This is a genomic window from Streptomyces venetus (assembly GCF_039540295.1).
Classification (GTDB): domain Bacteria; phylum Actinomycetota; class Actinomycetes; order Streptomycetales; family Streptomycetaceae; genus Streptomyces; species Streptomyces venetus.
The window spans coordinates 643,826-664,582 of record NZ_BAABET010000003.1 but is presented as its reverse complement, the minus strand read 5'-3'; the positions used below and the strand labels follow the sequence as shown (position 1 = coordinate 664,582).

The window sequence follows — 20,757 nt, the reverse complement described above, 5'->3', positions numbered from 1 at the left end:
CCCGCTCCTAGGGTGGGTCCATGTCCACGCCTAGCCTGCTCGCGGTCTTCGCCCACCCCGACGACGAGTCCCTGTCGGCCGGCGGCGTACTCGCCCGGCACGCCGCCGCGGGCGCGCGTACGGCCGTCGTCACGGCGACCTGGGCCCGGGACACCCCGCGCGCCGCGGAACTGGCCGACGCACTCCACATCCTCGGCGCCGGCAAGCCACGCCTCCTCGGCTACGCCGACTCCCGCGTCCCGAGTTCGTCCCCCGGCGGACCGCGCTTCCTGGACGTCCCGCTGGACGAGGCGGTACGCGAACTGGTCGGGCACATCCGGGACGTCCGCCCGGAGATCGTCGTCACGCACGACGCCTACGGAGGTCTCACGGGCCACGAGGACCATGTGCACACCCACCGCGTGACCCTGCTCGCGGTCCACGCGGCCGGACTCGAACGCCGCTACCCGGACACCGGCGAGCCCTGGCAGCCGAGCGCCCTGTATCTGGCCACGCACCCGCACTCCGCCGTCCGTACCTGGAGCGGGCAACTGGCCCCCACGGGCAAGGCCATGCACACGGTCCCGGACGAGAACGTCACCGCCACGGTCGATGTCACGCCCTGGCTGGAGCGGAAGGTCGCGGCGATCCTGGCCCACCGGACGGAGGTCCGGCGCGGAGCCGTGCCCGGGCTGATCGCCGCACTCACCGTTTCCGAGCGGGAGCGGCTGCTCGGCACCGAGTGGTACGTCCGCCACGACCCGGTCACCAGGGCATCGCCCCAGACGGAGCTGCTCTCATAGGGCGGTCGGAGAGCCCCACCGCAGCCGCGCCAAGGCCCTGGCCCTCGCCTCCACCACAGCCATCCGCGCGTCCCGCTCGACCTGGTCCACGTGGGCCGCCTGGCCGGTCACCTGCCCCTCCCACTTCCGGTACAGCAGGCCCACCTCCCCCGAGAACCACCCGCGGCTGACGGCGTTCAGCGCGAGCAGCAGCCCCGTGTCCTCCGACGCGGGCAGCGCCATCCACCCGCCGAGGGCGAGGAGCAACTCCCGCCGCACGAACAGGGACGCCGGGTGGACGGGGGCGAGGAAACCGTTCGCCTTCCAGTGGTCGAGCACGGCGCCGCGCTCGATCGGCCCATGGTCGGGGTCCCCCGGGAAACCGGCCGTCGACCCGTCGGGCAGGAGGTCCAGCGCGCGCGACGTCGCCCACCCGAGGCCACGGTCGCCTTCCAGCGCCGCCAGATCCCGCGCGAGAGCGCCCGGCGCCAACTGGTCATCGGCGTCCAGGACCTTCACGTACGCACCCTCGGCATGCGCCAGCGCGATGGTCCGGGCCACCCCGGGCCCACCGGCCCTGCCCTGCCGGAACGTCACCCGCCCGTCGTCCGGCACGTACGGCCGTACGTCCTCGCTCTCCCCGTCCTCCTGGATCACCCAGTGCCACTCCCAGCCCTCGGGCAGCGACTGCTCCCGCAGGGACGAGTAGGCCTCCGGCAGAAACCGGGCCGACGGGCCGTGCACAGCGGTGACGACGATGATGCGCTTGACGCTCGTCACCCCCGTGACCTGCACAGATGCCAAAGTCACCGAACGATCATAGCCCTGCGGAAACCCACAGCGCCGCCCGGCCGTACCGCCGATGCCAGAGTGACGACACCTCTAACCAATGCCTCAAATAAGGATATTAGGAATATAAAGTGCCGACGAGGGGCGGCTCCAGCCCTGCACCCCACAACACTCAACGTCGGGAGGAAGTGGATGGCCAACAACTATCCGGAATCGAACGTGGTGAAGCTGGCAGGCCCAGGCGTGCCCGGGATGGAGGGTGACGCGCCGCTCTACCACTACGACGTTCCGCCGGAGGACCTGACGACACTGCTCGCCAACCCGGTCAAGTACCTGGAGCAACGCGGAATGGGGCGCGAGCAGGGCATCGCTCCCGACGGAAGGATGGACATCGTCTTCACCTCTCCCGATCGCGTCTGGGACGGCTCCCAGTGGATCGAGGACGAAGGCGGGATCGAGCCGAGGCACTGTTGCTGCTACGTCACCGACAGCCAGTCGGTGTGCACGCCTCACCACCACAAGCAGTAGGCGCGGGACACCCGCATCCGGAAGGGGTGCCACTCCGCTGAGCGGAACCCCTTCCGACCCGCCTGAACGGCGGTGTCGTCACTCAGCGCGGCGCGGGCGGCCGACGCCCGACGCCTCAGAGGCCGAGCAGCCCGCCGAGCGACTCACAGCCGAAGTAGCCCTTGCCGTACTCGTCCTTGCCGTGCCCGTCCTCGCCGCCGTGGCGTTTGCTGCCCTTGTCGTCGGCGTAGCCCTTGGAGCAGGTGCGCTCCGCGTCGACGGCGCCACCTACGCCGGGCCGCCCTCTGAACAGCTCCGCTGCGCTGGGGCCCAGGCTCGAACATATCCGGAGAGGGGGTGCTACTCCTGCGGAAGCGCCATGACCGCGGGCATGGCCGTAGTGGGGAATCCGCGTTCAATGGCGCACTGAGTGCTCCGGCGGGATCCTCGGCCGGCCCTTCGGCAGCAGCACACGCAGGGCGCCTGGCCGGATTCCGCACACGACGGGAAGCGGAAGCCGCACCGCTTCGCCGTCGACCCCCGCATCCAGGTGCCGCACGTCACCGTGCAGCGTGATGCCAGGAGCCGACCAGACGACCAACCCGTCATCTGGCAGGCTCGCACCACGCTTGTGCTGTCGCAGTTCGCCGTGCAGGTGCCGCAGGAGGTCCGGGGGCGCCTGTGCCGGGCGCTTGAGGACGATAGCGCCCAGCTCTCCCGTGGTGAGTGAGAAGCGACGTCCCAGCCAGCGCGGTGTGGCCAGGTGGTAGGGGTTGTTGGAGACCAGCACCACCTGCGGGAACTCGACGGTCCCCATGGGAGTGTCGACGCGGGCCTCGACCCACTGCTTGCCCTTGAGATAGTCGGGCGCCACCGTGGCGAACGCGCGCGGCTTGTCCTCCCGGTAGCCGGGCTCCAGCAGAGCGTCGGCGTACATGCCGAAAGAGACGTTGTTGACGAAGACACGTGAGCCGAGCACCCCCAGGTCCACCTGTGCGGGCTCACCGTCGACCAGGGCGTCCAGCGCCCGCCCCGGATCGCGGAGGTCGAGGCCGAGGTCCCGGGCGAAGTGGTTCCGGGTGCCCGCCGGGACCACGACCAGCGGCCGCCCCTCGTCGGCGGCCACCGCGGCGACGGCCGATACGGTGCCGTCACCGCCCGCCACCCCCAACACCTGCGCCCCCTCCTCGACGGCGTTCCGGGCGAGCGACGCCGCGTCCCGCTCCGCGCTGGTCATCCAGACCTGGGCTCCCATGTCCTCGGCCCGCCGCACCAGGCTGTGACGAGCGGTCTTGCCGCCGCCCGAGCGTGGGTTCGTCACGATCACCACCTGGGCACGTGTCCGAGCGCCGGCCATCACCGCACCCATTCTGGACCTACAGGCCGGCCTGCGGCGGCCGACCGGTTGACGTAGGGCATCGCTGCCTCCTGACGGCGTGGCGGCGGTACTGAGCAGCGCCGGTTGGCGGCGCGTTCGTGCGCCGCGGGCAGATGGGCAGATGCTGTCTGCCGCAGACGTCCGGTACGGCGGACGTCTGCGGCAGCGAGGCGGCCGGAGTCTGTGCCGCGCTCAGTGCTGAGGGTGCGGCTGGGAGCGGAACGCAGGCCGCCGCTCGGCACTGGTCCCGGGAGCGAGACGGCCGACTTCGATGCGCATCCTGATGGCGTGGAACACCTCGATCACGCCGAGGACGATGGCCATGATGCCCGCCGCCAGGGTGAGCGCGCCGATCGAGGTGAAGGGCGAGACGATCAGCACGATGCCCGCCAGCATGCCGATGATCCCGGTGAAGAGCATCCAGCCGCGCACCGGCGTGTCCGGGGCGGAGACGGCCGTGGCTGTGACCATGGTCCCGCGCAGCAGCCAGCTGAAGCCGATCCACAGGGCGAGCAGCAGGATCGACTGCAGGGTGCCGCGGAAGCAGATCAGCCCGAGCAGGACGGATAGCGCGCCCGTGAGGAAATGCAGTGCCCGAAGATGCCCGGGCACATGCGTGCCGAAGGCGGCGACCAGCTGGAAGACACCGATGACCAGCAGATAGATACCGAAGAGCACGCCGACGACCCGCAGCGTCTCCTCCGGCCAGGCAAGGACCACGACGCCGAGGGCGATGGCAGCCAGGCCCGTGGTGAGAAGGATCTGCCAGCTCATGTTCGCCAAGGCCGCCAGGCTTCCGCCGCGGGAGGCGTCCGGTGGCTCGGTGCCGTGCTGGGGTGCAGTGCCGGTGCCTGATGGGGAATCGGAGGGAGGTGTCATGCCAGCTCACCCTTCCGAGAACAGAGCGGACGGATCGGTTCCCCTCCATCGTCACCCCGCCCGGCCCCCTATCGCCTGGCGAGGACGGAGATGGCCAAGTGTGATCCGGTGCGCGGGTGCGGTCGCCCGGGATGCCGCACCGCGCGATCACCGTGCGTTGCTTGCAGTGCACTCGAATGAAAGCGGGCGAGCACGGACACTGGATCGCTCGTAGATTGACAGGGCAGGCAGTCGCGCTCGCAAGCAAGGGGGAGCGCGTGATGACAGCGGACATCGACTTCACGGCGTTCTTCGACGCGACACCGAGCCCGTACCTGGTACTGGACGCGGACCTGGTGATCCGCTACGTCAACCCTGCATGTCTGAGGACCGCCGGCCGGACCAAGGACGAGTTGATCGGCAAGTACTTCTTCGAGGTCCTGCCGGAAAATCCCGGCATCCGCCACGACGCAGAACGGAACCTGAAAGCGTCCCTGCACCGGCTTCTGGACACCGGGAAGCCGGAGACCGTGGTGCTGCGGTACGACATTCCCCGCCCCGACCAGCCGGGCGGGTTCGAGGAGCGATGGTGGTCCGTGATCCACACCCCGCTCTCCGGGCCGGACGGCAAAGTGAAGTGGATCATCGAGCACGTAGAGGACGTCACGGCCTTCGTCCGCTCCCCCCAGGAACGTCAGCTCGGCGAGGAGTTGACCGACCGGTCGAAGGACATGGCAACCGAGCTGTACGCGCGGGCCGGCGAGCTGGACCGACTGAACCTGGAATTGCGTCAGGCCCATGCCCGCGAACGGCAGGTCGCCGTCACCCTGCAGGAAGCCATGCTCTCCGTCCCCGACCTGGACCGGCACGACAACATCGCCGTGCGCTACCTGCCGGCGACTGCGTCACTGAATGTGTGCGGCGACTGGTACGACGTCGTCGACCTGCCACCCGACCGCTACGCCGTGGCGGTCGGAGACGTCGTCGGCCACGGGCTGCCCGCCGCAGCCGTCATGGGCATGCTTCGCAGCGCCCTGAGCGCCGTCATCCGCGCCATCCCCAGCCCCGCCCAGGCCCTGGAGGTCCTCGGCCTGTACGCCCGCTCCGTGGACGGCGCGATGGCCGCAACCGCGGTCAAAGTCCTCATCGACACCCGTAGCAAGCTGATCATCTACAGCAACGCCGGGCACCCCCCGCCGATCCTGCTCCACACCGACGGGACATGCGAACTGCTGGACAAGGCCACGGATCCGCCACTGGGCGCACGCGAGCACCACGTTCCCCGCCCCCAGGCCGGCCTCGCCTACACCCCGGGAGACACCCTCGTGATGTACACCGACGGTCTCATCGAACGGCGCGACGAGGACATCGACACCGGCCTGCAACGCCTGAGCACAGCCCTGGCCCAAGACCCGACCCTCTCCCCCGACCTCCTGGCCGACGCACTCCTGGACCGCCTCGACGTCGCTGGGGGCGCACCTGACGACATCGCCTTTGTCGTCATCCGCCTTTGACCTGTGCGCCTTCTGGGCAGTTCCCGGCGGCACTCCGGCCGCGTTCAGGAACGGGCGCTCAGGCTCAGCTTGTCCTGCCTTCCCGGCGGTGAGCTGAGCTGGTCATTCGTAGGATCGGCGGGACGACCGCCCGACCGTCGAGCAGGCCCAGCTGACTCCCGCCGGCCCATGGTCCACACGCAGCGATCCACAACACGACAGGGCCGGGGCAAGGTGAGACAGGTGTCATGCAGAAGGAGCGCCCCTCATCGAGGGACACCCCTTCTGACCAGCACGTCTCTGACCTGCGGAGGCGGTGGGATTTGAACCCACGGTGACATCGCTGCCACGACGGTTTTCAAGACCGTTCCCTTCGGCCGCTCGGGCACGCCTCCCCGCGCCTGCCGTGATCGGCGGCGCGGGGACAAGGGTAACGGGTCGGTGCGGGCGGGTGGGGGTCAGCTGTCGCCGACGCGGGAGCCCAGGGTGACGTCGACGGTGTGCTGCTTGCCGCCGCGCTCGTAGGTGATCGTGACCTTGTCGCCGGGCTTGTGGGTCCAGATCTCGCCGATCAGGGTGGGCCCGGAGTCGATCACCCGGTCGTCCAGCTTGGTGATGACGTCGCCGGGCTTGAGGCCCGCCTTGGCGGCCGGGCCGCCGGGCTCGACCGGTGCCGCGCCGCCCGCGCCCTGTTCGGTGATCTGGGCGCCCTTCGAGCTGTCGTCGAGGGAGACCGAGGCGCCGATCTTCGCGTACACCGGCTTGCCGGTCTCGATCAGCTCCTGGGCGACGTACTTGGCCTGGTTGATCGGGATGGCGAAGCCCAGGCCGATCGAGCCGGACTGGCCGGTGCCGAAGCCGCCGTTGCCGGTGGACTGGATCGCGGAGTTGATGCCGATGACATTGCCCTGCGCGTCCAGCAGCGGGCCGCCGGAGTTGCCCGGGTTGATCGAGGCGTCGGTCTGCAGGGCGCTCATGTACGAGGCCTGGCTGCCGCTGCCGTCGCTGGAGGCCACCGGGCGGTTCTTGGCGCTGATGATGCCCGTCGTCACCGTGTCGGACAGGCCGAAGGGGGCGCCGATGGCGATGGTCGAGTCGCCGACGGCCACCTTGTCCGAGTTGCCGAGGGTGAGGGGCTTCAGGTCGCCGGGGGCGTTCTTGAGTTTGACGACCGCCACGTCGTAGCCCTGCGCGTGGCCGACGACCTCGGCGTCGTACTTCTTGCCGTTCGGGAAGGTCGCGGTGAGCTTGCCGCCGTCCACCGCGTCCGCCACCACATGGTTGTTGGTGACGATGTGGCCCTGCTTGTCGAAGACGAAGCCCGTGCCCGTGCCGCCCTCGCCGCTCGTGCTCTCGGCCTCGATCGTGACCGTGCTCGGCAGGGCCTTGGCGGCCACGCCCGCGACCGTGCCCGCGTCGCGCTTGACGTCGCCGCCGCTGGTGGAGGCGGAGACCGTGGTCGAACCGGTGCTCTCGTCGTTGTCCTTCGCCAGCGTGTAGCCGAGGCCGCCGCCCACGCCGCCCGCGACCAGCGCGGCGATCAGGACGGCCGCGGCCAGCCCCCCGCGCCTGCGCTTCGGAGCCGGCTGCTGGTACGAGGAGCCCCAGGCGCCCGGGCCCGCACCGGAACCGTCACCGCCGCCGTACGACGGGCCGGCCGGCGGCGGGGGCGGGGGCCAGGAAGGGTCGGGAGCGGAGGAGGAGACGCCCTGCTGCGCGGCGTCACCGGGCGCACCCTGCCCGTGCGCGGACTCCCCCTGGGGCGCCTGAGCAGCGGGAGCGTCCACCGGCACGGGGGGTGCGGACGGGGCGGGGGGTACCGCGGTGCCCTCGTTCTCGGTGCTCACAGCTTCTCTCCTCGATCCACGGCTGTTTCTTGGGTCGCACTCGGTCACGCTTTTCACGCTGGTCGACGGTTCCGGCGCGATTCAGCTGTGCTTGTCCCTCTGTATGCCGTCAGCTTTTTGTATGCCGTCAGCTTTTCCCACCGGCCGTCAGAGCACCATAAGCGGTGGCTGTGGGTCCGGGGCCATTCTTTATATAGGTCATTACCGGCTAAAAGGATGCAATCCCAATGCCTCCGTCCGGACCTGTGCATCCGTCGAGTCCGTCCGACCGGACGCGTACCCGCGCTCGGTGGCACCATGACGCGGTGACCCACGCACGGCAGCATGTCATTCAAGTCGTCGCCCACCGAGGGGCCTCCGAGGACGCCCCGGAGCACACCCTGGCCGCGTACACCAAGGCGATCGAGGACGGCGCGGACGCCCTCGAGTGCGATGTGCGCCTCACCGCCGACGGCCACCTGGTGTGCGTGCACGACCGCCGGATCAACCGTACGTCCAACGGTCGCGGCGCGGTCTCCGCGCTGGAGCTCGCCGACCTCGCCGCCCTGGACTTCGGCTCCTGGAAGACGCGTGAGGCCTGGAGGGGACGCGACGAGGAACCCGACTGGGAGCACCGCCCGGAGGACCGTGAGGCCACCTCCGTCCTCACCCTGGAGCGGCTGCTCGAACTCGTCTCCGACGCCGGCCGCCGGGTGGAGCTGGCCGTCGAGACCAAGCACCCCACGCGCTGGGCGGGGCAGGTCGAGGACCGGCTGCTGGCGCTGCTGAAGCGGTTCGGCCTGGACGCCCCGGCCTCCGCCGAAGAGTCCCGGGTGCGGGTCATGAGCTTCTCGGCCCGCTCGCTGCACCGCGTGCGTGCCGCCTCGCCGACACTGCCCACGGTCTATCTGACCCAGTTCGTCTCGCCCCGGCTGCGCGACGGCCGGCTGCCCCCGGGTGTGGGGATCGCGGGTCCCTCCATCCGGATCGTGCGCAACCATCCCGCCCACATCGAGCGCCTGAAGCGGGCCGGCCACCAGGTGCACGTGTGGACCGTGAACGAGCCCGAGGACGTGGACCTCTGCGTCGGCCTGGGCGTCGACGCCATCATCACCAACCGCCCGCGCGCGGTGCTGGACCAGCTCGGCCGCTGAGGGCCCCGACCCCAGGCGCCCACCACATAAGTCCCATCAGACCCACGCACACCCCTTGACCTCACGCCGCCCCTACCGGGATCCTCGCGTCCCGGCCACATCGATGAAATCCAGCCACACGCTCACAGGGAGTGCTCCGGCGCGTTCGGTCCGTATTCGGTCGTGGTGAGTGCGTCACCGGACGTGGATTGGCCGGTTTCCGGTACAGGCCAATGGGGCATCCACACCGTGGCGTGGGGCGAAGGAGGTCTCGGGGGTGGCGTTGGTGGTGGCACAGGAGGTGCCCACGTCGTCGAGCATGGCCGTACCCCATGGCCCTGAGGGCGTGGGCGAAGCGAGACACCGTATGCGGACGCAGTTGCGCAGCGGTGGTGTCGCGGAATCGGTCATCGACGACGCCGTTCTGATTCTTTCCGAACTCTTGAGCAACGCGTGCAAACACGGCAGACCCCTGGGTGACGCCCTCTCCGGCGACGGGGACGTCCGCGCCGCCTGGCGTGTGGACCCGTCCGGCCGGCTCGTGGTCGAGGTCACGGACGGCGGCGGCCCGACCCGCCCCGCCCCGGCGACCCCGTCGGTCACGGCGCACGGCGGGCGCGGGCTGAACATCATCACCGCGCTGGCCGACGACTGGGGTGTCCGGGACGACATCCGCGGCGAGGTCACGGTGTGGGTCGTCGTCCACGACGACGTGCACGATCCGGACGCCGGTCACCGCCGCGACGACTTCGCGGCACGGATCACCGCCCCTGCGGTCTCCCGGATACCCGGGCTGGACTTCGCGGACGCCTTCGACGACATGGACTGAGCGCCGTACGCCGCGAAGAACCGAGTGTTGTCCACAGGTTCCCGTCGCCCGAGGTCGGAACGGCTAGGCTCGCGACCGTACGAGACGAGCCGTAACCGGGAGACCCATCGATGGCCAAGAAGCGACCCCAGACGAAGGCCAAGCGCCCGCAGATCACGGACGGAGAGATCCCGGTTGTCGGCGCTCGCGAGCCCTGCCCCTGCGGCAGCGGACGCCGCTACAAGGCCTGTCACGGCCGGGCCGCCGCGCACGCCGCGACCGAGCTCGTGCACCGCCCCTTCGAGGGCCTGCCGGGCGAGTGCGACTGGGTGGCGCTGCGTGAACTGGTCCCGGCGGCCACGGTCGGGCTGACCCTCAAGGGCGGCCTCCCCGAAGGCGTCCCGGCGGTCACGCTGGCCACGGTGCTGCCGATGGCCTGGCCCGCCCTGCGCCGCGACGACGGCTCGGTCCTGCTCGGCCTGCAGAACGACACCTCCTCGGGCGACATCAGCCGCGACCTCGCCGACACCCTCCAGCGCGCCCTGGAAGCGGAACCCGGCACGCCCGTCCAGGGCCGTCGCGCCCCGGCCGACGGTCCGCGGCTCCAGGATCTGCTCGACCCGGAGGGCGCCTTCGAGCCAGAAGTGCACAGCGGCTTCGAGTTCTGGGTCCCGGACCCGGAGAACGCCACGCCGGACGTGACCGCCTCCCTGGAGCGGGCCAACGCCGCGGCCATCCCGACCGTCAAGCTCCAGGGCGTGGACGCCGCCTACTGGTGCGAGACGCCGGAGAAGAACCATCTGCGGTGGGTCATGCCGCACGCGGAGGAGCAGCTTCTGGACGCCCTCGCGCGACTGCACGCCGCGGGCCGCTCCAGCCTCGGCGACGGCACCCGGCTGGTGGGCTCCTTCCGCGCTCACGGCCTCACCGTGCCGGTCTGGGACCTGCCGAGCGGGGTCACGGCCGAGGACGTGGAGAAGCCTGCGGCGGAGTTCGCCGAGCGCCTCGCCGCGGCCCTGGCGACGGACGCGCCGCTCACGGCGGACGAACGCCGCGCGCGGGGCGGCCTCACCAACCGGCAGGTCACGCTCAACTGACCACGGGGCACAGGGTCCGGCCGCCGGCCGGCCGGGCCCGCACCCCCGGGACGGGGTGACTCCCCTCACAACAACTCCCGGCCGGGACAAGCCAGTCGGTGACTGGAAAGGCGAGATCGAATTTGCGAACAGCCGATCTCTTGTTACCGTTCCTATAGCCCGGTTGCTGGTGCATCCCCCGTCGCCAGCAACCGGGTCTTTTCATGCGCGCATCCGTTCACGGAACACAGGCGCTTCTCAACTACCCGCTTCCACAGGGGAGTTGCTTCCCGAGCGCAGCAACAGCGGCCCTTCCCCCGCCCGCCGGGCGAACTCCGCGACCGCCGTGTGGGCCGCCAGGTCGCCCCGCGCTGGCTCCCGTGGTGTCTCGCACGTCCGCGGCTCGTCCTCCGGCCCCACGGCGCACGTCATCCGCACGGTCCGGGCTCCGGGACCCATGAGGCTCAGTACGGCGTCCAGCGCACGGCCGGTCGCATTGCGGTAGTAGGTCCGCGCCCAGGTGTCCGCGCCCTGCGTCACGACACAGGTCTGCGCCTCGATGCCGTCGGGGGAGGAGAGTTCGGGACCGCAGCGCACCGCGGTCGCCAGGCCCTGGCCGAGCGTGGGGAGGCCGGTGACGGCGGACGGCGCCTTGCCGTCGGCGGGCGACGGGGAGGGCCGGGAGGGACGTACGCCCTCCCGTACGGAACCGGACACGGGGCCGCCGCCTGCCCCGACCTCGCCGGCCGGTCTCTCGGAGTGCACCCGGCTCCCTGAGTCCACGGACCCGGACGCCACCGCCAGCGGCAGTGCGATCGCGCACACCGCCACGGTGCCCGCGAGGGCGAGCAGACGGACCTTTCGGGGGTCCCGGGAACGGCCCCGGGCATGACGCGGCATGGCCCCGGAACATAACGCGCCGGGGCGAAAGCCGGGCTCGGCGCGCCCTACGTCGCTAGAACTCGGGCGCGCTCACACCCGTACGAGTGAGGGCCTCGACCACGGCGTCCACCACGGCCTCGACATCGGGCACCCACGGCGAGGCGGAGCCGGGCAGCGGCGCCCGCTCCCAGCGGATCTCGCCCTGGCCCGCCTCGGACGGGGGCAGGGCCAGGTAGCCGCCGTCCCCGTGGAAGCGGAGGGAGCCGGGCACGAAGTCCTTGGCGTACAGCAGCTCGCCGAGCTGCTCCATGGAGTACGGCTTCACGAGGATCGCCCAGCGGGTGGGGGAGGCCACGACCGGGCCGAGCCGCATGCCCGTGCGGTCGAGCGCTTCGAGGGCGCGGGCGGCCGGCAGCGCGGGCAGCGAGACCGCGCAGGGGGCCTTGCCGCCGGTGGCCAGGATGATCGGCGCCGCGGGCCGGTTGCCCCACCACCAGCGCAGCATGCGCTCGTCGGTGGTGGCCGCGAGGAGGCCGGGGTCGAAGGGGTGCGCACCGGGCACGGTGCACTCCGGGTCGGGGCAGGCGCAGCCGCCCGTCCCCTGCGGGTCCGCCGCCACTCCCGGGAGTACGGGCCACTGCCATTGGGTCGCGTAGGTCAGGGCCGCGCCGATCAGCTCAGGCGTCCCGTCGTTGCGCTGGGACAGGAGCCTGCGTCGCCTTCCGAGGATCTCGCGCATGAGCGCTCGTTCCTTTCCGTTGCACGCCGGCAACACCGTGGTCCACATCACACCATGTGTCGATCACTTCACTGTGCGTACCTATGGGCGCATCACACCCCTGCTGGAAGCACGGGGAACCCCTATGGGTCGAGCTTTGGCTGCCTCCGCGGCCGTCGCGCCCATACTGCGTCGGTCAAAAGCACGGGCGTGGCGTAGGGGTGGCGAAGTATGGCGTTTGCCGTCGCGCGTATTTCTCTCCGCCTCCGCCACGGGAGGATGGGGCACGGTCGTCGGTGGATAGGACGCCCGGGTCCGTCACCAGGTTCCGGGTGGTTCCCGACCACCCCTGGCCTTCACCGAGTACGTACCCATCACGACCGTCGTGACGCTCCGTCGAGCAAGCCCAGTCGACCGCAATAAGCCGTCCACTGCGGCAGTTTTAAGCCAACTTTGCTTTTACGCAAGAGGAAGGAACATTTCCCCCTCAGCCCTCTCGGACACCAGGAATCCCAGCAGGACAATGCTGGACATCCCCTCACGAGTGCGTGTACATGTGGAGACACTGCTAGCGGCGCAGAATGACATGGGGGTTTGCGATGCTTTTGAGCAGTACGCACCGGTCGGAAAGCCGGATGCCATGAACGCCCCGCACCCTCCGAAAGTGGCTGGAATCGATTCAACGGTTCCTTCGCCCGCACACACTGTCGCGCCCATCGCGGCTACTTCCTCCCCGACCGCCCCGCCACCTCCCCCCGGCCCACCCGGCGCCGTACTCCAGGACCGACTCGCCGGCTGGGTCTCCGACCTCACCACCCTGCACGAGCTCACCGAGCGCCTGGCCCGCACGACCGGGCTCGACGAGGCGCTCCAGGAACTGCTGCGGGCCGGGGCCGCTCTCGTGGGCGCGCGGCGCGGCCTCGTCGTCCTCGAACCCGGTGACGGCTTCGGCCCGGACACCACCATCGGCCTGGGCCTGGCGCGCGCCGATCTCGGCCACATCGAGACCGTGCCCCGCAGCGCCCTGTCCTACGGCCGGATCCTCGACGGACTGCCCGGCGGCGAGGACGGCATCGCCGAGCCCGACCTGTTCGCCGCGGAGGGGCTCGACCCCCGCCACCGCCAGGTCGCGGCGCACCTCGGTTACGCCGCCAGCTACGCCCTCCCCCTGGCCACCGAGACCGCCGGCCGCCTCGGTGCCGCCGTCTGGCTCTACGACGAACCCGCCGAGCCCGGCGAACGCCGGCGCCACCTCATCGGCCTGTACGCTCGGTACGCCGCCGAGCACCTCGCGCGGCTCCTCGAACTGGAGCGCACCCGCGCGGCCATGGCGACCATGTCGGACGAGCTGCTGCCCGCGCGGCTGCCGCGCGTGGCCGGTGTCCAGCTCGCCGCCCGGCACCGCACCGGCCCGCGCGGCGGCGGTGACTGGTACGACGCGCTGCCGCTGCCCGACGCCGCCCTCGGCCTCGCCGTCGGCTCGGTCACCGGGTCGGGACCCAGCGCGGTCGCGGCGATGGGACGGCTGCGGGCATCGCTGCGCGCGTACGCCGTGATGGAGGGGGAGGACCCGGTCGCCGTCCTGTCGGACCTGGAGCTGCTGCTGCGGCTGACCGAGCCGGCCCGCTCGGCCACCGCCCTGTTCGGCTACTGCGAACCGGCCGCCCGCAAGATCACGCTGGCCGGTGCCGGGCACAGCCCGCCGCTGCTGGTCGGGGAGCGCCGCACCGAGTTCGTGGAGACGTCGGTCTCGGCCCCGCTGGGCATGCTCGCCTGCTGGGAGGCGCCGAGCGTGGAGATCCTCGCCGACCGTGGAGAGACGGTTCTGCTGTACACCGACGGGCTGCTGCACCGCACCGGCGAGACCACCGACCGCGCCTTCGCCCGGCTGCACGCGGCGGCCGCCGGGGTCCCCAGGACGCTGCGGCGCGACCCCGGCGCGGTCGCCGACCACGTTCTGCGCAGCGTGCTGCCGGACGGACCGGACGCGGCGGAGGGTACGGAGGACGTCGTCCTGCTGGCGGTGCGTTTCGAGTAACGCTCCTCGTCATCGCCCTGGGACCGTTTCCGCGTCGCCGTACAGTGGAGGCGGTCCAGCGCCGTATCGAGGAGGATGACCGTGGCGGAGGAGCTCAACCCGGCAGTGCCTGATGCTGCTGCTGACGCAGCGGGCCCGGACGAGAGCGAAGAGCCCATCAAGCAGCGGAAGAACGGACTGTACCCCGGCGTGTCCGACGAGCTTGCCGAGAACATGAAGAGCGGCTGGGCCGACACCGAGCTGCGTGACCTCGAGCCCGTCCCCCAGGCCGCCGAGACCGCCGCCCGCCGGGCCGCGCTGTCCGCGCGCTTCCCGGGCGAGCGGCTGGTGATCCCCGCGGGCAACCTGAAGACCCGCTCCAACGACACCGAGTACGCCTTCCGGGCCTCCGTCGAGTACGCCTACCTCACCGGCGGCCGGCCCGACGAGAGCGCAGACGGCGTCCTGGTCCTGGAGCCCAAGGACGAGGGCCACGAGGCGACGATCTACCTCCTGCCCCGTTCCGACCGTGAGAACGGCGAGTTCTGGCTGGACGGCCAGGGCGAGCTGTGGGTCGGCCGCCGCCACTCCCTCACCGAGGCGGAGCGGCTGTACGGCATCCCCGCCTCCGACGTGCGTGAGCTGGCCGGGGCCCTGCGCGAGGCCACCGGCCCGGTGCGCGTCGTGCGCGGGTACGACGCCGGTATCGAGGCCGCGCTGACCGACAAGGTCACCGCCGAGCGGGACGAGGAGCTGCGGGTCTTCCTCTCCGAGGCGCGACTGGTCAAGGACGACTTCGAGGTCGGCGAGCTGCAGAAGGCGGTCGACTCGACCGTGCGCGGCTTCGAGGACGTGGTGAAGGTCCTCGACAAGGCCCGGGCGACCTCCGAGCGGTACATCGAGGGCACGTTCTTCCTCCGCGCGCGCGTGGAGGGCAACGACGTCGGCTACGGCACGATCGCCGCGGCCGGGCCGCACGCCTGCACGCTGCACTGGGTGCGCAACGACGGGCCCGTGCGCTCCGGCGATCTGCTGCTGCTCGACGCGGGTGTGGAGACGCACACGTACTACACGGCCGACGTGACGCGGACACTGCCGATCAACGGCCGGTTCAGCGAGATCCAGCGGAAGATCTACGACGCGGTGTACGAGGCCCAGGAGGCCGGCATCGCGGCGGTGAAGCCCGGGGCGAAGTACCGGGACTTCCACGACGCCGCACAGCGGGTGCTCGCCGAGAAGCTCGTCGAGTGGGGGCTCGTCGAGGGGCCGGTGCAGCGCGTGCTGGAGCTGGGGCTCCAGCGGCGGTGGACGCTGCACGGCACCGGGCACATGCTCGGCATGGACGTGCACGACTGCGCAGCCGCGCGGACCGAGACGTACGTCGACGGTGTGCTGGAGCCGGGGATGTGTCTGACCGTCGAGCCCGGGTTGTACTTCCAGGCCGACGATCTGACCGTGCCGGAGGAGTACCGGGGGATCGGGGTGCGGATCGAGGACGACATCCTCGTGACCGAGAGCGGCAACCGGAATCTGAGTGCCGCGTTGCCGCGGCGGTCGGACGAGGTCGAGCAGTGGATGGCCTCTGTCAGGGGTTGATCGTCGTCCGCGGGTGCGTGGGGGCTGGTCGCGCAGTTCGCCGCGCCCCTGAAGATCCAAGGGCGTCGAGGAACAGTGCGCCCGCGAGCAACGGGGCGCTGCCCCGGGGGATCCAGGCTCGGCTGCTGAGGTCGGTGTCCAGGGCTCGCAGAGCCACGGCACCCGGCTCCGTTGCCGTTCCGCCCGCCTCCAGGACGCCGCGGGCCTCCGCCTGCACATGACGCAGGCCCAGGGGCCCCGCCGTGTACAGCAGTTCCGTGTCCTGGAGTGTGGACATCACCGTGAGCAGGGCGTCCAGGCGGGCCTGGGGTTCACAGGCGCCCTGCTTGCGGGCGGTCGTGAGGGCGGTCAGGGCGCGGCGGACATGCGGGAAGCCCGCTCTGGCCTCGCCCCGGGCACCGGCCGCGCCGTAGCGGGCCGACACCGTGGAGCCGCGTGAGGGGCGGCGGGGGGCGCGGCGGTCCGGGTGGGCGGCCAGTTGCTTGGCCAGGGCTGTGGTGTCCGCCGGCTCGGCGTCCGGGCGGAGTGCCGCTGCTGCCACGAGCAGGCCCAATGTCCACAGGGCGCCTCGGTGGCCACCGCCCGCGAGGCCCACCGTGTGTTCCGTCGAGCGTCCGATCGCGCCCAGTTCCGCCCGGAGCCGGGCACTGGGCTCGCCCGTGCGGCGGGCCGCGGCGGCCATCGCCGTGAGGCCGGGGAGCAGTGCCCTGGCCGACCAGCGCAGGGCGCTGTGGTCCCGGCGAGTGGCCCGGGCGGTCAGGTCGCGCGGATCGGGCAGGCCCGGCTTGGGTGCCAGGGCCAGCTGGCCGACCAGCGCGTCGACGGCGGCCTGTGCCAGTGCCTCGTCCTCACGGTTGTGCAACGCCGCCTCCCCCACCGCCCGCGCCCGTGTTCTCCGCGTCCGGGTCTCTACCCAAAGTCAGGGAGCCCTTGTACCCCTTGGCCGGATCCTTCTTGTGCACCGGCTCCAGGGCGAAGACCGACTCGGCGATCGTGTCGTCGAAGAAGAGCTGGCCGGTGAAGTTGACCTTGCCGCCCTCGTAGGTACCGTCCTCCTTCTGGCCGCCGGTGTCGGTCGCCGTGTCCCTGTGGTTTCCCGTCATGAGCGGGGAATCTAGGGACGTCGCCCGTCAGGGGCGTGGGGCTGGGCTGAGAGACTGCTGTGAACTCACCGCAAGCATCCGGCCAGGGGCCAAAAAACCGCAGGTCAGCGCTAGTTGACGTATGAGATCATGGCGCACCTTGCCGAGCCGACTCCGGGAACAGGCGACGATCACCATGAAGAACGTCAAGACGGCGCTGACCATGCAGGACGCCATCCTCACCCTGCAGAAGTACTGGAGCGACAACGGCTGCATGATCACGCAGCCGTTGAACACGGAGGTCGGAGCCGGTACGGCCAACCCGGCCACGGCACTGCGGGTGCTCGGCCCCGAGCCGTGGAGCGTGGCCTACGTCGAGCCCAGCGTCCGGCCGGACGACTCGCGCTACGGCGAGAACCCCAACCGGCTCCAGACCCACACCCAGTTCCAGGTCATCCTCAAGCCCGATCCGGGCAATCCGCAGGAGCTGTACCTGGGCAGCCTGCGGGCGCTCGGTGTCGATCTGAACGCGCACGACGTGCGGTTCGTCGAGGACAACTGGGCCTCCCCCGCGCTCGGCGCCTGGGGGCTGGGCTGGGAGGTCTGGCTGGACGGCATGGAGATCACCCAGTTCACCTACTTCCAGCAGGTCGGCGGCGTCGCGCTGGACCCGGTGTCGGTGGAGATCACGTACGGCCTCGAACGCATCCTGATGAACCTTCAGGGCGTGTCCCACTTCAAGGACATCGTCTACGCGCCGGGCATCACCTACGGCGAGGTGTTCGGGCAGAACGAGTACGAGATGAGCCGCTACTACCTCGACGACGCCGATCTCGACACCAACCACCGGCTCTTCGAGTCGTACGCGGCCGAGGCCCGGCGCCTGCTCGACCTGGAACTGCCGGTTCCCGCGTACATGTACGTCCTCAAGTGCAGCCACACCTTCAACGTGCTCGACGCGCGCGGCGCCATCAGCACCACCGAGCGGGCCAAGGCGTTCTCGCTGATGCGCGGTCTGACGCACGAGACGGCCACGTTGTGGGAGCGACGGCGGGCCGCGCTGGAGCATCCCCTGGGGGTGGCGGCCGCCCCGGCCCCGGCACAGCGCCCCGCGCTGCCCAAGGTGCCCGGCGTCGAGACCCTGTTGTTCGAGATCGGAGTGGAGGAACTGCCGTACGCCGACGTTCCCGCCACCACCGAGGCGGTGCGCGAGTCGGTCACGGCCAAACTGGCCGACACCCGGCTGGGGCACGGCGCGATCACCGTGATGGCCACGCCGCGCCGGATCGTGATCACGGTCGAGAACGTGCAGCCGCGTGAGCGGGACACCGTGCGGACCGTGCGTGGGCCCAAGGTCGCCGCGGCCTACAAGGACGGCGCCCCCACCGCCGCGCTGCTGGGCTTCGCCCGCAGTCAGGGCGCCGATCCGGCGGATGTGCGGGTCGTCGACGTGAAGGGTGTCGCGTACGTCTCGGTCACCCGGCACGAGGAGGGGCGTCCGGCCGTCGAGGTGCTCAGCGATCTGCTGGCCGAGGTCGTGTCCGGGTTGCGGGCCGGCCGCAACATGCGGTGGAGCGACCCGGGCCTGTCGTTCTCACGTCCCGTGCGCTGGCTGCTCGCGCTGCTCGGCCGGACTCCGCTTCCGGTGGTGGTCTCCTCGCTGACCGCGGGCGACACGACGCGCGTGCACCGCCAGGCCCCCTACCCGGAGGTCCGGGTGACCGCCGCCGAGGGCTACCCGCACTTCCTGCACATGCACGGCATCCTGCTCGACCGGGACGCCCGGCGCGGCGCGGTGGTGCGCGGCGCCCTGGAGGCGGCGGCCGAGGTGGGCGGGCGGATCGACGTGGAGGACCAGGCCGGTCTGATCGACGAGATCACCGACATCCTGGAGTTCCCCTACGCCGTGCGGGGGTCGTTCGACGAGCGCTACCTGGAGCTGCCCGCGAGCGTCCTGACCACCGTCATGCGCAAGCACCAGCGCTATCTGCCCGTGATGGACGGCGAGCGCCTCATGCCGTACTTCGTCACCTTCGCCAACGCCCTGTGCGACGACGACGTGGTGCGGGCGGGCAACGAGGCGGTGCTGCGGGCCCGTTACGAGGACGCCGCGTTCTTCTGGCGGGCCGACCTCAAGGTGCCGCCGGCCGAGTTCCGCCGGCGACTGGACAAGCTGACCTTCGAGGACCGGCTCGGTACGGTCGCCGACCGCGCCGAGCGCATCGCCGTCCTCGCCCTCGACCTGACCAGGCGCGCCGGACTCGCCGAGGAGACGATGGACGTCGTCCGGCGGGCCGGTGCGCTGGCGAAGTTCGATCTGGCCTCCCAGATGGTCATCGAGTTCTCCGGCCTCGCCGGGGTGATGGCCGAGGAGTACGCCCGCCGGGCGGGTGAGTCGCCGGAGGTCGCCCAGGCTCTCGCCGAGATGGAGCTGCCCCGCTCCGCCGGTGGCGCGCTGCCGACCGGGGACGCCGGGGCCGTGATGTCGCTCGCCGACCGGTTCGACCTGGTGACCGGCATGTTCCTGATCGGCGCCGAGCCGACCGGCAGCTCCGATCCGTACGGGGTGCGCCGGGCGGCGATCGGGCTGCTCAACGTGCTGCGGACCGCGCCCGCCGTGGCCGGTCTCCGGGTGAGCGACGGCTTGCGCGCGGCGGCCGTACGGTACGCCGCACAGGGCGTCGAGGTACCCGCCGAGCGGGTGGCCGCGGCCGCCGAGCTGGTCACCCGGCGCTACGAGCAGCAGCTCACGGACGCCGGGCACGAGCACCGGCTGGTGCAGGCCGTTCTGGGGTGGGCCGACCGGCCCGCCCACGGGGACCGCACGCTGGCCACGCTGGAGCGGCACATCGGCACGGAGGCTTTCGAGGCCCTTGCCGCCGCCTTCCAGCGGGTGGTGCGCATCCTCCCCGAGGGCGGCGTCGAGGCGGCGGACCCGTCCCTGCTGACCGCGCCCGCCGAGCTGCGTCTCGCCGAGAGTGCGGAGACCGTACGTCAGGCGCTGCAGGGCCGGGAGGACGACCTCGCCGCGCTGATCGAGGTCTCCGGCCCGCTGGTCGAGGCGATCGGCGTCTTCTTCGACGAGGTGCTGGTGATGGACCCCGACCCGGCGGTCCGCGCGGCCCGGCTGGCGCTGCTCACGGAGGTGGCAGGGCTGGCGCGTACGACGCTGGACTGGGGCGCGCTGTAACCGGGAGCACGTCGAAGGGGCGGTGTTTCACGTGAAACACCGCCCCCGGATCGAACAGCGTCGACGCTGAGGCGCTAGACCGCCATCAGCGGTGCGGCACCCTCGCGCCACTTGAGGACCTTGTCGAAGCTCACCACGGCACCGCCCCGGCCCGGCTTGTTGTTGATGTGGACGTGGTCGGCGAGCTCCTGGATCAGGCACAGTCCCCGGCCGTGCTCCGCGTCGGCGTGCGCGGGACGGATCTGCGGGCGGGAGCGGCCAGCGGACGCCCCGGGGAACCCCGGACCCGCGTCGGCCACCTCGATGCGGCACTTCTCGCCGTCGAGGTAGGCGGTGACGCGGTAGGCCTCCGAACCCGGACCGCCGCGTGCCCTGTCCCCACCGTGCTCCACGGCGTTCGCGCAGGCCTCGCTGAGGGCGACGGAGAGGTCGTAGGAGATGTCGGGATCGACGCCCGCGGTCTCCATGGTGCCGATCAGCAGGCGCCTGGCGAGTGGCACGCTGGCAGCCTCACGCCGCAGATGGAGTGACCACCAGATGCTCATGCTCCAGCCTCCTGGCCGCGGCTCGACATACCGTTACGTATTGCCCCGAGCCCCCGCATGTAAGCGTGAAGTTGACGTGACGCCGCCCATACGGCGGA

Annotated in this window: 18 protein-coding genes and 1 tRNA gene; 9 read left to right on the top strand and 10 right to left on the bottom strand. The window is 71.2% G+C overall.

Going from position 1 to position 20,757, the window contains the following annotated elements; all coding sequences use genetic code 11:
• Positions 1-20 precede the first annotated feature (20 nt).
• The gene (locus ABEA82_RS12875) at positions 21-782 is read left to right on the top strand and encodes a PIG-L deacetylase family protein (RefSeq protein ID WP_345661545.1); all 762 of its coding nucleotides are present in this window, start codon (positions 21-23) and stop codon (positions 780-782) included.
• On the opposite strand, the gene ABEA82_RS12870 is transcribed toward ABEA82_RS12875, so the two are convergent.
• The gene (locus ABEA82_RS12870; RefSeq protein ID WP_345661544.1) at positions 777-1,571 is read right to left on the bottom strand and encodes a glycosyltransferase family 2 protein; all 795 of its coding nucleotides are present in this window, start codon (positions 1,569-1,571) and stop codon (positions 777-779) included. The genes ABEA82_RS12875 and ABEA82_RS12870 overlap by 6 nt on opposite strands.
• Positions 1,572-1,742: 171 nt before the next feature.
• On the opposite strand from ABEA82_RS12870, the gene ABEA82_RS12865 reads away from it, so the two are divergent.
• Positions 1,743-2,078 carry a hypothetical protein gene (locus ABEA82_RS12865; RefSeq protein WP_345661543.1) on the top strand — a complete coding sequence of 112 codons (336 nt, stop codon included), beginning with the start codon at positions 1,743-1,745 and terminating at the stop codon, positions 2,076-2,078.
• A gap of 394 nt (positions 2,079-2,472) precedes the next feature.
• Here the strand turns inward: ABEA82_RS12865 and ABEA82_RS12860 are convergent, their stop codons facing one another.
• Both ABEA82_RS12860 and ABEA82_RS12855 read right to left on the bottom strand, forming a co-directional pair.
• Positions 2,473-3,378, bottom strand: a complete 906-nt coding sequence (locus tag ABEA82_RS12860) for a diacylglycerol/lipid kinase family protein (protein ID WP_345661542.1) — start codon at positions 3,376-3,378, stop codon at positions 2,473-2,475.
• A gap of 249 nt (positions 3,379-3,627) precedes the next feature.
• Positions 3,628-4,314 carry an HdeD family acid-resistance protein gene (locus tag ABEA82_RS12855; protein ID WP_345661540.1) on the bottom strand — a complete coding sequence of 229 codons (687 nt, stop codon included), beginning with the start codon at positions 4,312-4,314 and terminating at the stop codon, positions 3,628-3,630.
• A 260-nt stretch (positions 4,315-4,574) separates the two neighbouring features.
• Between ABEA82_RS12855 and ABEA82_RS12850 the strand changes: the two genes are divergently transcribed.
• A complete protein-coding gene (locus tag ABEA82_RS12850) occupies positions 4,575-5,807 on the top strand; it encodes a SpoIIE family protein phosphatase (RefSeq protein ID WP_345661538.1) in 1,233 nt (410 codons plus the stop codon).
• Positions 5,808-6,094: 287 nt separating this feature from the next.
• Here ABEA82_RS12850 and ABEA82_RS12845 read toward each other — a convergent pair.
• Positions 6,095-6,181, bottom strand: a tRNA-Ser gene (locus tag ABEA82_RS12845).
• 63 nt (positions 6,182-6,244) lie between these two features.
• A complete protein-coding gene (locus tag ABEA82_RS12840) occupies positions 6,245-7,633 on the bottom strand; it encodes a S1C family serine protease (protein WP_345661536.1) in 1,389 nt (462 codons plus the stop codon).
• Positions 7,634-7,938: 305 nt separating this feature from the next.
• On the opposite strand from ABEA82_RS12840, the gene ABEA82_RS12835 reads away from it, so the two are divergent.
• The 3 genes from ABEA82_RS12835 to ABEA82_RS12825 all read left to right on the top strand — a co-directional run bounded on the left by ABEA82_RS12835 (position 7,939) and on the right by ABEA82_RS12825 (position 10,650).
• Positions 7,939-8,766 (top strand): glycerophosphodiester phosphodiesterase, encoded by an 828-nt coding sequence (locus ABEA82_RS12835; RefSeq protein WP_345661534.1) that lies wholly within the window; start codon positions 7,939-7,941, stop codon positions 8,764-8,766.
• Between the two features lie 169 nt (positions 8,767-8,935).
• A complete protein-coding gene (locus tag ABEA82_RS12830) occupies positions 8,936-9,574 on the top strand; it encodes an ATP-binding protein (protein WP_345661532.1) in 639 nt (212 codons plus the stop codon).
• Between the two features lie 110 nt (positions 9,575-9,684).
• Positions 9,685-10,650 carry a DUF5926 family protein gene (locus ABEA82_RS12825; RefSeq protein WP_345661530.1) on the top strand — a complete coding sequence of 322 codons (966 nt, stop codon included), beginning with the start codon at positions 9,685-9,687 and terminating at the stop codon, positions 10,648-10,650.
• A gap of 237 nt (positions 10,651-10,887) precedes the next feature.
• Here ABEA82_RS12825 and ABEA82_RS12820 read toward each other — a convergent pair whose 3' ends face one another.
• A complete protein-coding gene (locus ABEA82_RS12820) occupies positions 10,888-11,529 on the bottom strand; it encodes a hypothetical protein (RefSeq protein WP_345661529.1) in 642 nt (213 codons plus the stop codon).
• A 55-nt stretch (positions 11,530-11,584) separates the two neighbouring features.
• Positions 11,585-12,250: a bifunctional DNA primase/polymerase gene (locus tag ABEA82_RS12815; RefSeq protein ID WP_345661528.1), complete on the bottom strand. Its 666-nt coding sequence runs from the start codon at positions 12,248-12,250 to the stop codon at positions 11,585-11,587.
• Positions 12,251-12,752: 502 nt separating this feature from the next.
• Between ABEA82_RS12815 and ABEA82_RS12810 the strand changes: the two genes are divergently transcribed.
• Together ABEA82_RS12810 and ABEA82_RS12805 are read left to right on the top strand one after the other, a co-directional pair.
• Positions 12,753-14,267, top strand: coding sequence for a PP2C family protein-serine/threonine phosphatase (locus ABEA82_RS12810; RefSeq protein WP_345661527.1), 1,515 nt, complete (start codon positions 12,753-12,755; stop codon positions 14,265-14,267).
• A 75-nt stretch (positions 14,268-14,342) separates the two neighbouring features.
• The gene (locus ABEA82_RS12805) at positions 14,343-15,842 is read left to right on the top strand and encodes an aminopeptidase P family protein (protein ID WP_345661526.1); all 1,500 of its coding nucleotides are present in this window, start codon (positions 14,343-14,345) and stop codon (positions 15,840-15,842) included.
• Here the strand turns inward: ABEA82_RS12805 and ABEA82_RS12800 are convergent.
• On the bottom strand, positions 15,832-16,704 hold the full coding sequence (locus ABEA82_RS12800) for a triphosphoribosyl-dephospho-CoA synthase (RefSeq protein ID WP_345661525.1): 873 nt from the start codon (positions 16,702-16,704) through the stop codon (positions 15,832-15,834). The two genes, ABEA82_RS12805 and ABEA82_RS12800, sit on opposite strands and share 11 nt — an antisense overlap.
• The gene (locus ABEA82_RS12795; RefSeq protein WP_486389418.1) at positions 16,691-16,945 is read right to left on the bottom strand and encodes a hypothetical protein; all 255 of its coding nucleotides are present in this window, start codon (positions 16,943-16,945) and stop codon (positions 16,691-16,693) included. The genes ABEA82_RS12800 and ABEA82_RS12795 overlap by 14 nt, the downstream gene beginning before the upstream one ends.
• 139 nt (positions 16,946-17,084) lie before the next feature.
• Between ABEA82_RS12795 and ABEA82_RS12790 the strand changes: the two genes are divergently transcribed.
• A complete protein-coding gene (locus ABEA82_RS12790; RefSeq protein ID WP_345661524.1) occupies positions 17,085-20,114 on the top strand; it encodes a glycine--tRNA ligase in 3,030 nt (1,009 codons plus the stop codon).
• 74 nt (positions 20,115-20,188) lie between these two features.
• Here the strand turns inward: ABEA82_RS12790 and ABEA82_RS12785 are convergent, their stop codons facing one another.
• Positions 20,189-20,659, bottom strand: coding sequence for an ATP-binding protein (locus ABEA82_RS12785; protein ID WP_345661523.1), 471 nt, complete (start codon positions 20,657-20,659; stop codon positions 20,189-20,191).
• Between the last annotated feature and the right edge of the window lie 98 nt (positions 20,660-20,757).

Excerpts from the sequence above, each read along its gene's own strand:
- ABEA82_RS12875 (WP_345661545.1), top strand. The coding sequence starts at position 21 with ATGTCCACGCCTAGCCTGCTCGCGGTCTTCGCCCACCCCGACGACGAG.
- ABEA82_RS12865 (WP_345661543.1), top strand. The coding sequence starts at position 1,743 with ATGGCCAACAACTATCCGGAATCGAACGTGGTGAAGCTGGCAGGCCCA.
- ABEA82_RS12855 (WP_345661540.1), bottom strand. The coding sequence starts at position 4,314 with ATGACACCTCCCTCCGATTCCCCATCAGGCACCGGCACTGCACCCCAG.
- ABEA82_RS12850 (WP_345661538.1), top strand. The coding sequence starts at position 4,575 with ATGACAGCGGACATCGACTTCACGGCGTTCTTCGACGCGACACCGAGC.
- ABEA82_RS12825 (WP_345661530.1), top strand. The coding sequence starts at position 9,685 with ATGGCCAAGAAGCGACCCCAGACGAAGGCCAAGCGCCCGCAGATCACG.
- ABEA82_RS12820 (WP_345661529.1), bottom strand. The coding sequence starts at position 11,529 with ATGCCGCGTCATGCCCGGGGCCGTTCCCGGGACCCCCGAAAGGTCCGT.
- ABEA82_RS12815 (WP_345661528.1), bottom strand. The coding sequence starts at position 12,250 with ATGCGCGAGATCCTCGGAAGGCGACGCAGGCTCCTGTCCCAGCGCAAC.
- ABEA82_RS12810 (WP_345661527.1), top strand. The coding sequence starts at position 12,753 with ATGCTGGACATCCCCTCACGAGTGCGTGTACATGTGGAGACACTGCTA.
- ABEA82_RS12805 (WP_345661526.1), top strand. The coding sequence starts at position 14,343 with ATGACCGTGGCGGAGGAGCTCAACCCGGCAGTGCCTGATGCTGCTGCT.
- ABEA82_RS12795 (WP_486389418.1), bottom strand. The coding sequence starts at position 16,945 with ATGACGGGAAACCACAGGGACACGGCGACCGACACCGGCGGCCAGAAG.
- ABEA82_RS12785 (WP_345661523.1), bottom strand. The coding sequence starts at position 20,659 with ATGAGCATCTGGTGGTCACTCCATCTGCGGCGTGAGGCTGCCAGCGTG.